Annotated in this window: 15 protein-coding genes, 1 pseudogene and 1 riboswitch; of the genes and pseudogenes, 4 read left to right on the plus strand and 12 right to left on the minus strand. The window is 39.1% G+C overall.

The window, feature by feature from the left end; translation table 11 throughout:
* Positions 1-35: 35 nt before the first annotated feature.
* Both U9R83_RS19715 and U9R83_RS19720 read left to right on the plus strand, forming a co-directional pair.
* Positions 36-134: pseudogene (locus U9R83_RS19715) on the plus strand (class I SAM-dependent methyltransferase); the annotation flags it as partial.
* 55 nt (positions 135-189) lie between these two features.
* Positions 190-909: a poly-gamma-glutamate hydrolase family protein gene (locus tag U9R83_RS19720; RefSeq protein WP_243549866.1), complete on the plus strand. Its 720-nt coding sequence runs from the start codon at positions 190-192 to the stop codon at positions 907-909.
* A gap of 51 nt (positions 910-960) precedes the next feature.
* Here the strand turns inward: U9R83_RS19720 and U9R83_RS19725 are convergent, their stop codons facing one another.
* Both U9R83_RS19725 and pdxR read right to left on the minus strand, forming a co-directional pair.
* Entirely contained in the window at positions 961-1470 is a 510-nt protein-coding gene (locus tag U9R83_RS19725; RefSeq protein ID WP_014458614.1) for a hypothetical protein, read from the minus strand.
* A 22-nt stretch (positions 1471-1492) separates the two neighbouring features.
* Positions 1493-2902: a MocR-like pyridoxine biosynthesis transcription factor PdxR gene (pdxR, locus tag U9R83_RS19730; RefSeq protein WP_209367659.1), complete on the minus strand. Its 1410-nt coding sequence runs from the start codon at positions 2900-2902 to the stop codon at positions 1493-1495.
* 112 nt (positions 2903-3014) lie between these two features.
* On the opposite strand from pdxR, the gene U9R83_RS19735 reads away from it, so the two are divergent.
* The gene (locus tag U9R83_RS19735) at positions 3015-3413 is read left to right on the plus strand and encodes a GNAT family N-acetyltransferase (protein WP_209367661.1); all 399 of its coding nucleotides are present in this window, start codon (positions 3015-3017) and stop codon (positions 3411-3413) included.
* A 29-nt stretch (positions 3414-3442) separates the two neighbouring features.
* Here the strand turns inward: U9R83_RS19735 and U9R83_RS19740 are convergent, their stop codons facing one another.
* From U9R83_RS19740 to U9R83_RS19755, 4 genes are all read right to left on the minus strand, one after another.
* The gene (locus U9R83_RS19740; protein ID WP_209367663.1) at positions 3443-4282 is read right to left on the minus strand and encodes a GNAT family N-acetyltransferase; all 840 of its coding nucleotides are present in this window, start codon (positions 4280-4282) and stop codon (positions 3443-3445) included.
* Positions 4283-4508: 226 nt separating this feature from the next.
* Entirely contained in the window at positions 4509-5912 is a 1404-nt protein-coding gene (alaP, locus tag U9R83_RS19745; RefSeq protein ID WP_243549868.1) for an alanine permease AlaP, read from the minus strand.
* Positions 5913-6227: 315 nt separating this feature from the next.
* Entirely contained in the window at positions 6228-6386 is a 159-nt protein-coding gene (locus U9R83_RS19750; RefSeq protein WP_016765258.1) for a DUF1540 domain-containing protein, read from the minus strand.
* Between the two features lie 100 nt (positions 6387-6486).
* Positions 6487-6825, minus strand: coding sequence for a hypothetical protein (locus U9R83_RS19755; protein WP_014458608.1), 339 nt, complete (start codon positions 6823-6825; stop codon positions 6487-6489).
* Positions 6826-6894: 69 nt separating this feature from the next.
* Positions 6895-6996, minus strand: a riboswitch (SAM riboswitch).
* Positions 6997-7117: 121 nt separating this feature from the next.
* On the opposite strand from U9R83_RS19755, the gene U9R83_RS19760 reads away from it, so the two are divergent.
* On the plus strand, positions 7118-7414 hold the full coding sequence (locus tag U9R83_RS19760) for a hypothetical protein (RefSeq protein WP_115654767.1): 297 nt from the start codon (positions 7118-7120) through the stop codon (positions 7412-7414).
* Positions 7415-7426: 12 nt separating this feature from the next.
* Here the strand turns inward: U9R83_RS19760 and U9R83_RS19765 are convergent, their stop codons facing one another.
* The 6 genes from U9R83_RS19765 to U9R83_RS19790 all read right to left on the minus strand — a co-directional run bounded on the left by U9R83_RS19765 (position 7427) and on the right by U9R83_RS19790 (position 13133).
* A complete protein-coding gene (locus U9R83_RS19765; protein WP_042991951.1) occupies positions 7427-7873 on the minus strand; it encodes a GNAT family N-acetyltransferase in 447 nt (148 codons plus the stop codon).
* A gap of 80 nt (positions 7874-7953) precedes the next feature.
* The gene (locus U9R83_RS19770) at positions 7954-8394 is read right to left on the minus strand and encodes a hypothetical protein (RefSeq protein WP_014458605.1); all 441 of its coding nucleotides are present in this window, start codon (positions 8392-8394) and stop codon (positions 7954-7956) included.
* A 107-nt stretch (positions 8395-8501) separates the two neighbouring features.
* Positions 8502-9491 (minus strand): glycosyltransferase family 2 protein, encoded by a 990-nt coding sequence (locus U9R83_RS19775; protein ID WP_115654769.1) that lies wholly within the window; start codon positions 9489-9491, stop codon positions 8502-8504.
* A gap of 12 nt (positions 9492-9503) precedes the next feature.
* Complete coding sequence (locus U9R83_RS19780; RefSeq protein WP_243549871.1) at positions 9504-11189, minus strand: DUF6044 family protein; 1686 nt, start codon at positions 11187-11189, stop codon at positions 9504-9506.
* 37 nt (positions 11190-11226) lie between these two features.
* A complete protein-coding gene (locus U9R83_RS19785) occupies positions 11227-11649 on the minus strand; it encodes a GtrA family protein (protein WP_115654771.1) in 423 nt (140 codons plus the stop codon).
* Positions 11650-11807: 158 nt separating this feature from the next.
* Complete coding sequence (locus U9R83_RS19790) at positions 11808-13133, minus strand: metallophosphoesterase (RefSeq protein ID WP_115654772.1); 1326 nt, start codon at positions 13131-13133, stop codon at positions 11808-11810.
* Positions 13134-13269: the final 136 nt, after the last annotated feature.

Below are 13269 nucleotides of genomic sequence, written 5' to 3' on the forward strand. Positions count from 1 at the left end.
ACTATAACTAATTTTTAAAGTGGAGGCTAATCAAAGTGGATAAAGTTATCGATTATTACAGCAGATTTGATGAGTGGGGGAGATTAGAACGCGAGCCTATTGAGTTTCAAGTAAACTGGCATTTTATCAAAAAGCGAAAAAATTAATAATCACCTCTATTTATCATAGAATAAATGGAGGTGATTATTAATGAACCGTTTATTCAAATGGAGTACAAGCATTTTGTTGTCTCTGATGTACTGCTTTTTGGTTTTCCCTCCCTCTTATGCAAGCGGTGACTATTACTCCTCTTATGCAGAACTGCAGCAGCACGAAATTCTTCACCAAGACTACGACATTCGCTACGAGCAGCGCTTTAGCTACTTATCCATCATGGCCATTCACGGCGGCGGAATTGAACCAGGTACATCAGAAGTTGCCAAAGAACTCGCTGATCGCTTTTCCGCTTCTTATTATTTATTCGAAGGCATCAAATCAAGCAACAACGGGGTTCTGCACATAACCTCAGAAAACTTTGATGAACCGATTGCTAGAGGAATGGCTCAGCAAAGTATGTCCGTCATGACGATTCACGGCTATAGCGGGAGTCAGCCTATCGTATATGTAGGCGGAAAAAATCAGCTTTATAAAGAGCTGGTGAAGCAATCACTGCGCAAACACGGCTTTACCGTCCGTGACGCTCCTTCTAACATAGCGGGAACAAGCGAACAAAATATTGTGAACGATAACCTGTTAAAAGCCGGCGTGCAGCTTGAACTCACAGCCGAACTAAGAAAATCATTTTTCGCAAACCATGACTGGTCAAGAAACAACCGCATGAATGTAACACCTCTTTTTTATACATTCGTATCTTCCTTACAAGAAGCATCCTCTTCCTATCAAACTTTCCTTTACCTACAGATCCACTAATTTTCAAAAATTCTCGATTTCCAGACAAAAAAGCCAGCGCAGTCTGTATAATCAAACGCGCTGGTTTTTATCTATTTCTCTTGCTAAAATAGACCGCTTAAAGCCTTTTTGCTCAAAAAACTCTTTGATTTCACTTGGACTTTGATAAGAAAGTCTAATCACATAGTAGTTAATATATTCAATCCAAACAAACGCGTAAAGGCCTAGAAAAAAAGCAAGTCCCTTAACCCCTAACTGCACACAGTGGTAAATGAGTACACCTAAACCTAACGCAAGAAGAATTATATTCAGTTTTTTAAAAAGCAGAAACAATTGAATGTAGCTGGAGGGCAAATGAGAATCTTCTTTTCGGCTCACTCGCCTCCATTTCATAAACCAGTATAAGCTTCCTTGAAACAAGATAAACTCAAGTATGATAAAAGCATACACACTAGAAAATGTTGTTAAGTAAAAACCTAGATGAGGAAACTCATTTAAGTACCCTACCCACAGCGCAGCAAACACTAAAGCTGCCGTAAGCTCTCCTGTCCATAAGCCAAATAATTTCCGCTTTACTTTCATAGAAATCCCCCTAGCGTATCTCTCAATCCTGCTGTTCAAACCAAGCTTTAAACAGCAGGTTTACACCTGTTTTTATTTCTTCATTAGACAGTCCGGCAAATCCAAGCAATACATAGGGCGTGTTGTTGTCACCGGCACTATGATAATAAATAGATGTTGGATAAATCGTTACCCCTTGCTTGGCAGCTGCTTCTATTAGTTTCTGCTCACTCATTCCATTTTTTACCTCAAGAAGAATATGCAATCCAGAATGTTCTCCAATAACATCTACACGTTCTGCCATAATAGCAGTCAAGCAATCTAGCAGCAGCGCTTGTTTTTTACGGTATGCTGTTCTCATTTTATTCAAGTGACGCTCCCAGTGCCCTTCTTTCATAAACAGAAAAAGCGTATGCTGATGAAGCCTTGAAACAGGCTGTTTAAAAAGTCCGCAGTGCTTCACATAGCTTTTACGAAGCCGGTGTGGCAGCACGGCATAACTTATTCGAAGAGAAGGCATCAACGATTTTGAAAACGTACCCGTATAAATAACACGATCGTCTTGATCTAATCCTTGAAGGGCCGGAATCGGTTTTCCTTTATAGCGAAATTCTCCGTCATAGTCATCTTCTATGATATAGCCATTCGTTTCTGCCGCCCACTCTAGTAGTTCAAGTCTTCTTGCTATGGGCATGACCATACCAATAGGAAATTGATGAGACGGCGTAATATACACCGCACCCGCTCCGCTTTCTTTCAGTTCCTTCACTTTTAAGCCAGAATTATCGAGAGAAATAGGGATAACTGACATGCCTTGTTCTTGAAAAACGTGCCTCGTCCGGTGAAAACCTGGATTTTCGAATCCAATTATTTTTTCTTTCCCCAAGATGACAGACAGCAGCCACATAAGATACTGCGTACCTGCACCTATCACAATTTGCTCCGCCGTACAGCGCACTCCTCTTGAATGATAAAGGTACGCTGCAATTTCTTGACGAAGCAGCAGTTCGCCCTGTGGATGTCCGCTATAAAAGAGCTGGCTTTCATCATGATAAATAGTTTGAACCGTTAGCTTTTTCCACGTGTTATACGGAAATTTTTCTACGTCTATCTTTCCATGGCTAAAATCAATGGCAGTTGATTTTTGATCTTCTTGTTGCAGAGATACAGAGATAGGAGGCAGTTCTTGAAGCACGACTTCATTTTTTATCTCTTTTACAAATGCTCCTTTCCTGGCTAGTATCTCGATATAGCCTTCAGTTTCTAACTGTACGTAAGCCGCTTCAACCGTATTTTGGCTAATGCTTAAATGAAGAGCTAGCTTTCGTTTGGAAGGCAGTTTTTCATAAGGTGGAATGGTACCTTTTTGAATTTGTTTCTTTATGTAAGTATAAAGCTGCATGTATATGGGATCTGCTTTTCTTTTATTGAGCAAGGGCATTAACTCTAACATGGTATTCTTTCCTTTCTAACTGATACTATTAAATTCGCTGTTTCTGACACTTACTCTCAGTTCAAGTTCTTCATATACTGGACTATATCTTATAAATCAAGGAGATGACGCAATGACTATCACGTATAAAACCAACGTTTCAATACGTGCGGAACAAGCTGCTGAAGTATTTGTACATTCCGGTATTAAACGTCCTGCACAAGATCTTGATCGGATTCAAAGAATGCTTGATCACGCTTCTCTTACTGTTACCGCTTGGAGCGACAGCGAACTCATTGGCATAGCCAGAGCGTTAACAGATTTTAGCTACTGCTGCTATTTATCGGATTTAGCTGTTGTAAAAGACTATCAAAATCAAGGAATCGGCACACAGCTCATCAAACACGTTCAATCGGAAACCGGTGAAGAAACTGCGCTGATTTTACTTTCCGCTCCTTCTGCTATGAACTACTATCCAAAAGTCGGATTTCATCAAATTGATAATGGGTTTAAAATTGATAGAATTCGGTAGACGCGAAGAAAGGAGCTTCTCCTTTCTTTTTATCCAAACGCCTGAGCTGCTATAGCAAAAAGATTGCCCTGTCTAGCAGGTAGGGAATTGACACCATACGCCATAACAGGAGGCTCATTTTGAAGCTGAAATCCGTGATTTTCCACAAATTTCTTTAACGTTTCCTCATGAGAAGACAGGTCAATTCTCAGCTTTTCTTTGTAATTCTTCGCTATTTCATCAATGACTAGCATTGCTTCTTCAGCGTTTGGAGCAACTACGGGACCAATCACGATATTGCTCGAGGTACGAACCGCTAAACCATAACCTGTCATTTTATTTTGTTCGTTTTGTAAGACAACTGCTTTTTCAGCTTGCTGAATTCTACTTTTTAAAAATAGCTTTCTATTATCTCCAAATGCTTCTTCATCAAGCTTTACAACCTCTTTGAAGTCCCTTCTCGTTAAGGATCGTGTATAAAACCCTGAAGCTTTAAATGCTCTTGGTATGTATTCATTGCTTATATATTTACTTACATAGTCCACGGTTTTAAACCCTGCTTTTTTATATAAGTGCTCACCTTCTTTTGTCGCAATTAAGTAGGCATTCACCTCAGGGGAAAGAATTTGCAAACAGTGCTTCATGAGCTGCCCGGCTAACCCTTGTTTTCGGTAATCTTTTCTCACAATTACCATTCCTATAAAAGCTGACTGATTTTCATATAAAACTACTGCTACGCTTGATACAATGTCACCTTTCTCATTTCTATGCCCAAATACGTTTCCAGATGAAAAAATTGTATGTAAATCCGCTTCACTATAATCCCATTTTTCTAGCCGCGATAGCAGCAGCAAACCTTTTATATCTTTTTCACTAAATGTTTCAATCATTTCTCCATATTCTCTCCCGACTTTTCGACGTCCTATTTGGCTTTAAGAAGCGTAATGCTAGCCGTTATTTTGGCTGTCATTCAATAACTCATGAGTTCTCTTTCATAGCTAAATAGTACAGAATAAATAGAATATTTTCTACATTTATATATCCATAACTCGAAACTAAGCATTCGCACATAAACTAATGAAAAAAGACCTCTTTCCAAGAAAGAGGTCTCTTCGTTTATTTCACTAGCTTTTGCTCAGTCCCAGCTGAACTCTGACTTCGTTTGTGGAATCCTTTTGCGTAGTACGCGATAATAAGACCGATAAACCATAATGGTCCGATGACAACTGCAATTCTTGTATCTGGATTGTACGCCATAAGAACAACAACCAGCGCTAAGAATGCAAGTGACACATAAGACGTTAACGGAAATAAAGGCATTTTATATTTTAACTTTGCCTCTTCACCCTTTTTTAAGGTTTTGCGATACTTAATTTGAGAAAGCAAAATAATTCCCCATGTCCAAATCGCACCGAATGTTGCAATGCTTGTTACCCACGTAAATACTTTGGCAGGCACAATGTAGTTTAACGCTACTCCTACTAATAGCGCACCCGCTGATGCTAAAACTGCTTTTCCCGGTACGCCGCCTTTTGTAAGCTGGCTGTATCCTTTTGGCGCTTCTCCGTGCTCTGCTAAGTTAAACAGCATACGGCCTGTACTAAAAATACCGCTGTTACAAGAAGAAAGAGCTGCTGTTAACACGACAAAGTTAATAATGCCGGCCGCCGCTGGAATGCCGATTTTTTCAAACGTTAATACAAATGGACTTCCCTGTGAACCAATTTCTTGCCAAGGATAAATTGACATAATGACAAATAATGCACCGACGTAGAAAATAAGAATACGCCAAAAGACAGAATCGATCGCTCTTGCTAAAGATTTTTCCGGATTTTTCACTTCTCCTGCGGTAACGCCGATCATTTCAATTCCTAAATACGCAAACATAACCATTTGCAGCGACAGCAAAATACCTTTGAATCCGTTCGGGAACAGTCCGCCGTTGTCCCACAAGTTTTTGATACCAGTCGCAACGCCGCCGTTGCCGATTCCAAACACAATCATTAATAATCCAACTGCAATCATTAACACAATCGCTAAAATTTTAATAAGTGCAAACCAAAATTCCAGTTCACCATATGCCTTAACAGCTAAGAAGTTAACCGTTGTCATGATGACAAGCGCCGATAACGCCCAAATCCAGTTTGGTACATCCGGATACCAATACCCCATATAAATACCAACGGCTGTAATTTCAGCCATACATGTTACAACCCATAAAAACCAGTAGTTCCAACCTGTTAAATAACCAGCAAGCGGCCCTAAATAGTCGCGTGCGTACTTGCTGAATGAACCTGCAACAGGTTTTTGAATCGCCATTTCTCCAAGTGCTCTCATAATAAAAAACATAATCATTCCGCTAAATCCGTACGCCAATAATATTCCTGGTCCTGCTAATTTAATAGCAGATGCAGATCCAAGAAACAGCCCTACCCCTATGGCTGCTCCTAAGGACATCAGCGTCACATGTCTTTCTTCTAACCCGCGTTTCAATTCTTTCCCCTGAGTTTTCCCCTGCATAAACGTCTCCCCTTTTTCCAATCTGTCAAAACGAGATGAATACAGCCTTTTGTTAGCGCTTTCATATAAGTTTGTGCTAAAAGTCAGCTAGGCTATATATTTGTATTCTATCACCTTTCTCTCACTTTTCTTTTGTCGAAAAACGAAAAAATTATCTTATCATTTTGTTTAAACGCACAATTAGATGCAGACACTGCATTTTTACTATGTATTTATTATTGCACCTAAGTAATAGTATTTTTAAGAAATAGAAAAACGCCGACTCAACTCCGTCAGCGCATCGTTCATTTTATGCTTTTTTATAAAAACTAGCATTTATCTCGCGGGTTCAAAAGTTTTACAGCCAGGTTCTTCCGTTTCAGAAACATGGTGACTACTTTCAGGACTCACAACGTAAATGGACTCTGCACTGCATTTATTTCCGGACTTCCAATACATACACTCATTCACTTCACATAATACACCTTGTGCCACTGTTATCCCTCCTTTGCTTTTCTTATCTATTCACTACCCGAAATATAACGATTCTAACATTTTCATGCAAAAAAACCGCTTGTTTATCAAGCGGATCTTTTTATTGCGTGTGTTCAACATACTGTTTTTTAGCTAAATATAACTCACGGCTCAGCGTGATCCGCCGTTCTCTTAATTTCCTTAATTTAGCCTGAAATTGTTCGTTAGTTGGCTCTTCTTGAATCAAGCGATACGTAAAAGAAATATCTTCATTTAACTGTTTAAAATCTTCCCATATCTCTTGAACGAGGGCGGATTGTTTTTCTTCAAATGAACGACTTTGCTGCGTTTTTAGCGCGGCTAAGATTTCCTGCTGCCACGTTTCGTCTTTTATTTCTTTTGCTAATAAGTATAGATCTAAATAATCGTCAATGCATAAAGCCGTTTGTTTATTATTCAATGTCATCACCTTTTCTATACGAAATGTTTCTTCCTAAGAAGAGGGTTTCATCATAGAAAAAGATTCCTCTTCTTATCTGTCAGAGCTAGGCTATGCTGGAATTAGCACCATTCAATAATTGTGGTTGCTGAGGCTTCAAAGGGCCAGTCCCTCCACCTCTCTAGATAAGAATATTTCGCTTTTAAATTATTTCTGACTATTCTAATATGTTTTATAGGTTACGTCAATAGCTTTTCAATAAAAAGAAAAAAGAAGTAAAATATGGTATGATTTTATAAAGGATGGTGAGCACATGAAACGATATATGTTATCTGCTTTTTTGGGAAGCTTGCTGCTGCTTCTTAGCATTGCCTTTTCATCTACTTTCCACGTTGCAATTGTCAAAACAACCGGAAGCATTGGAGGGATTATTTTAGCAGCGGCGGCTCTGATTATGAACGCGCTTGAAGATCCCCCCTCCTCAGACAATACAGGTGGAGGAGCCGTTGAAGTACTAGATAAAGGCGCTGTTTGGGCTACTTATTTACTTTTACTTTCATTACCGAACCTCATCGCATGTATAACATCTTATGTTTTATGGACTCGCTGACATTCACTAACGTTACGGACGTTTTACCACCTGCAGGCTCATTGATATTTGTTTATCTACAAATCCAAGTTCACGATACACATGCTGTGCAAAATTCCCAGCATGAACGCTGAGTCTGATTTCAGGATATGCTTTGATAGACAATTCATTGATTGCTTTTTGCATTAACGGCTTGGCTAGACCTTGCCCGCGGTATTCCGGTACAACATATAATTCGTAGATAAAGCCAATTTCTTCTTTTGAAAAGAAGTCGGCGGATGGGCCGATAAGAACCCAGCCTGCGAGTTTATTTTCTTGTCTCGAAACTAAATAATAACAGCCTTTTTCAAGGGCATTACCAACTAATTCATTTACGCGTTCAGCTGACGGATGAAACTGCTTCATTGTTCCTTCAAACAGCGCATCAGCAGATTTCGTCCGAATTTCCTGTATTTCTTCTTCAGTAGCTTTTGCAATCATCACGATCTCTCCTTTTGTGTTCGTTTTCCACATGCGAGGATAAATTCCTGCAAAAAAAGTCTTCGCCTAAGCGAAGACTTTTATTTAAATTCAAAATGTTCTTGATGATTGCCTTGTTCGTCCGTCCAGTTAATCATAATGTCTAAACCTGCCGCTTTTCCAGGAACAGCAAAATTCGCATAGCGAAAACGTTGACCGCTTTTGCTTAAGTTAGACCTTTCAATAGGAGAAAACAAGCTGTATTTCGCCTTATTTTTTCCTTCGTGCCGAAAAGCTTGGACCTGCACGCGCTCTACATCTTTTCCAATGTTTGCAACGGTTAATCCATATGTATGATAGACGTTATTTTTCCACTTTAGCTGATTATCTCCCGTCATGCTCGCTTTTGTCAGTTCAACCGACCATTGTTCAGATGATTTCTTCATTGGAAGCTTCTCAATCGAAAGAGCGCTGACATGAATGTTTGCAAAAGCAAGCCAAACAAAACAAAAAGTGCTGACTGTATAAAATAGTCTTTTCATAGATTTTAATCTCCTTAGAAATTTTAGTAGTAGCATCTCCTATTCACTTAAAAATTATGATAAACGCTTTAACAAAAAAAGCCTCTCCATTTAGGAGAAGCTTCTTGTTAATGCATAAGCAAATCTTTTTGTTTGTCTAATGAGTGTTTTGTATATAAATCTCTTTCAATCGCATATTTAGGACGCTGTTTCACTTCGTTAAAAATCTTGCCAATATATTCTCCGACAAGACCCATTCCCATTAGCTGCAAGCCGCCTACAAGCCAAATCGATAAAATAAGAGACGTCCAGCCAATTTGCGTATGATCTAAATATTTTTGAATCAGCGCATAAATACCAAACGCAATGCTAAAGAGAAAAGAAGCTCCTCCAAGCAGCGTTAATAAGCGTATTGGCGCTACACTAAAAGATGTAATCCCGTCGAATGCAAAAGCGAGCATTTTCTTTAGGGGATATTTTGATTCGCCCGCCGTCCGTTCTTTGCGGTCATATGTGACTTCCGCGGAACGAAATCCTACTAATGGTACAAGGCCTCGTAAAAAGACGTTTCCTTCTTTATATTTCATAAGTTCACCAAGAGCACGTTTGCTCATGAGACGAAAGTCGGCGTGATTTTGAACGAGCTGAATTCCAAGCTTATTCATAAAACGGTAAAATCCTACTGCCGTAGTTCGTTTAAAAAATGTATCGGTTTCTCTACTGTCTCGAACACCATATACAACTTCATACCCAAGCCAATACTTCTCTACAAAAGTACGAATGACGTTGATATCATCTTGCAAATCTGCGTCAATGGAAATGACGCAGTCAGATTGCTTATGGGCTGCTTCTAGTCCTGCGAGCAAAGCATTTTGATGTCCTACATTTCGCGCTAGCTTTAACCCTTTTACAAATAAATTACTGCAGCTTTCTTTTTCAATAAGCGACCACGTGCTGTCTTTGCTTCCATCGTCTACAAATAAAATGGTACTTTCACTTGATACGAGACGTTCATTTATCAATTCTTTTACTACAGTAGTTAATTGAAAAGATGTCTCTGTGAATACTTCTTCTTCGTTGTAACATGGAACAACAATCGTTAAAATAGGTCTGTTCATGTTATTGCCCCCTTACTTTGCTTCATATACATACACTTTCCAAGCGGACTGTTTATCGTTAAATGCTTTTAAAAAGTGCAAACCGTCACTTTCAGCATTTTCGATTGGAACAGCTGAAAAAATATAGCGACCGCCCATTTTTTTAAATTGGCTGATATTAAGCTGCAAATGACGGATTTTTTTCGTTGAGTCTTTTCGGTAATCATATTTTTTCCCTAGCTCGCTAACAAACACATAGCAGCGGTTCCCCCAGTGATCATAGTAGCTTTCTAACTTTTTATTTTTATCAAGCTCTTTGGCAATGATTTTGCGAAACTCATGTTTATATGTTAACGGATAGAAGTTGTTATACGTATCTAGCGTATAAAAGCCGTTATACTGAGCAATAGATGGATGAAGCCCTATGCTCGCTACGCGATAAGATGATTTAGGTTTTCCGATATACCTGCTGATTTCATCAAATTGATGAACAGCATAAAATTCTTTGACTGACGGCTCGTGATTGTAGCGATAGTAAAGTTCAGGATTCGCTATAAATAACACAAGCAGCTGTAAAATCAAACACACCCACACAAACTTTTTCCACGCCTTGCCCCTTTTCCACAAAACATAGCCGCCAACGGCAAACATCAAATAAATAATGAGCGGGCGTAAAAAATGAAATCTAGCAAAGTTAAACGTATTTAAAAGCTGAAATTTTTCTTTTAGCGGCTCCCATCCTTTATAAAACCAAAACGCATACCAAATCGACAGTAGTAGATTAAGAATAAATAACTGCAAAAACGTTTTTTCAAGCTTTTCCTTGCGATTTCGAGCAACAAACCACAATACGACAAAAGAAAGCGGTAAAATGACAAAGGTATGAAGCGTCATTACATGCGTATGCCCGAGCGTATAGTTCTTTAAAGCAAGGCGAACGGAATGCCCAAAGCTTAGAGTGGAGCTTAAAAATTCATTTCGACTCGTCGGGGCCTCCGGAAATAAAAGCGAATCAACAAGTCGGTATTCAATGAGCAGAAAGACAGCGGTCATCGCTGCAATACTGCTTAAAAAAGGAATATTCCACGCTCGTTTTTTCACTACGTCTCTTAGCCATAGCAGCCCCATCGCCGCTAAAAAGAAGAAAAATCCGAGCACAAAGCTCGCGTAAAACGGAAGCAGTAAAAGTGTAAGCCATTCCTTCCATGTTCCTTCGCGGCTTCGAATGGTTAAAAACGCCCACAGTGCCAGCGGCTGTCCTAGTGTACTCAGCATGCCCGAAGGCCAAAATGGCGTAAGTGCAAAAGCAAGCGATACAAGCACTCGAATCGCATAAGCATCCTCGCTTTTAATAAAATGCTTTTTTAATAATAAATACATTCCAATTAAAGCAAATACGCGCGTAACCGTTTGGCTGAGGCTGTACGCAAGCATGGTAGGAAATAAGCCATACAGCCACTGAATACCGCTAAATTCTGTTCCAAACGTATTCCTCGGCAATCCGTTAATAATTTGAGGTAATACGGCCTGACTGGAGCCAAACAGCTCTCCGCTTCGATGCAGAACTTTATACCATGTAATGTTTGAGTCTAAATTATCATGCACGCGTATATGTGAATTTTCCCCGAGCAAAAACATAGGGGATACATACGCAAGCAGCAAAAGGAACGCGATAATAAGCAATGTTTTTTCTTCATTCATAGCTGTTTCTTTCTTCATCTGTTAACACCTATTTCCATTTCATAATTACTAAAAGCTAATCGTGCATGACGACCGCTTCTTTTTTTGCATTAAATACAAAGTATTTTTGACCCGTATAATTTAAAAGCGTATACAGACCTGTTCCAATTAATATACCGACGTCTTTTTTGAACGGACGCACAGCAGCAGGAAGTTGATGCAATAACCAGCTGGAGAACTGCAGTCCAATATAGTAAGACAAGCCGTAGCAAATGCCAATAACCAAAATAAACCGCAGTATGCTTTTGGATAAATGAACTCCGCTTTTAAACGTAAATATTCGATTTAACACGTAGCTGACGACTGCTCCCGCTGCGTTTCCGATAAACGTTGCTGCCCAGTATTGATGAAACATATGAAGCAGTACATACATAATGGAAAGACCTACTGCTGTATTGACCAGCCCTACTACTAAAAAACGTACAAAAGATCCTTTCATATAAACTCCTTTTGATTTTGATACTTCCATAAAAATTACATATTATGACTTTAAATACAGTTTCAGTGTAGCAACTCCACTTAAAAATCTAATGAAAATAACATTAAAAACAGATGAAAAAAAGCTAAAAGAATCCATAAAAATCAGGATTCTTTTAGCTATTTAGTAGAGCCTTCAATCATTAATTTTTGGTCGCTTTGATTGTCAAACGCATCCACTGCCGCTACTTCTATTTGATATGCAGTATGAGGCTGCAAACCTGATAACGGAAGACTTAAAACATCCGGAACAGGATCGCTGTAATATTGAGAAAATGCATTATATGTTTTGACCACTTTTCCAGTTTCTTTATTTTTGACGGTAATGCGATAAGAATGAACCATCAGATTATCCACAGCTTGCGTAAACTGGATATAAAGCTGATTTGCTGAAGCTTTTTCTTGTATAACAGAAATAGTAGAGCTTGGAAGAAAAATCGGTTTTACTAAATCTCGCTCATTCGTGTAGTGAAACTTTTTTGCATCTGCAGGTATGTCAATTTCCCACGCTTCTCCCGTCCACTTATTTGCGTGAAAATCCCGCCTTTTAACGACTACTTTTTGATTATAAACCTCTACAAGAAGACCTTGACTCACATCTCGGTAGCCAGGAGGAAGTTCACCTTGTAAATATCCGGCACCAGGCCATATATACCGAACAGAAGACGTTGCAAGAGAGGTAAAATCTCTTTGAAAAATAGTACGAGGGTCGTCCAACGGATGGTGGGTATGACCAGAAAACGTAATGACTTGCGGATAAGGTTTTAACGTATTGTAAAGAAGCTGTTCATTCACTTCTATCCCCCACCTGTTTTTCCCGTACAGTGTATTGTTAATAGGCTGATGAATAAAGACAAAAATCGGTTTTTTAGGATCGTCTCGCTTTGCTATCTTCAACTGTTCAGCAAGCCAGTTAATTTGTTTGATTGAATAATCACCAGCGGTCAGACGGCTTTCTGTTCCAAGCATGATAAAATGATATCCTTTTATCACTTGATGAAAGTAAAGAGACTTCATTTTGGTTTTAGATAAAAAACGCTGCTGCGCTTGCTGATTGGTTACGCTGTCCCGGTATTCATGGTTGCCAATTGTAAAAAGAGATACGGCCTGCGGCTGTTTATTTTGATTATAAATAGAAAAAAAGCGGTCGTATTCTTTCAACGCGCCGGTATCAGCCAAATCTCCTACTACTACAAATGCATCTTGTTTCGGTGCCTGTTCATTTAATTGCGTTAATGCATGTTGAAAAGTACGCAAATCAAGCGTTCCTGTTTCCTTAATATGAACATCACTGATCACAGGAAAAACTAGCTTTGGTTCGATGTATCCGCTTCGTCCGCTCTTCTCTTCGGCTCGTACGTTTAAGGTAATCCCGCATATAAGAACACTTATTAATACTAAAGCGAGCCAGTCTTTTTTCAGCGTTTCCATAAAACCGCCGAGCATGATGCTTCCTCCTTTCTTCACTGCTGCGTCTCAGTCATTTTCTCTACGTGTATGAGCTTTTATTTTATGTAATTTCAAAATATCTAATCGTATAGTTTCAATATTTCTTTTCGTGTTTGCACACACTATGTTCACA

Source organism: Priestia sp. LL-8 (assembly GCF_036227845.1).
GTDB lineage: Bacteria > Bacillota > Bacilli > Bacillales > Bacillaceae_H > Priestia > Priestia zanthoxyli.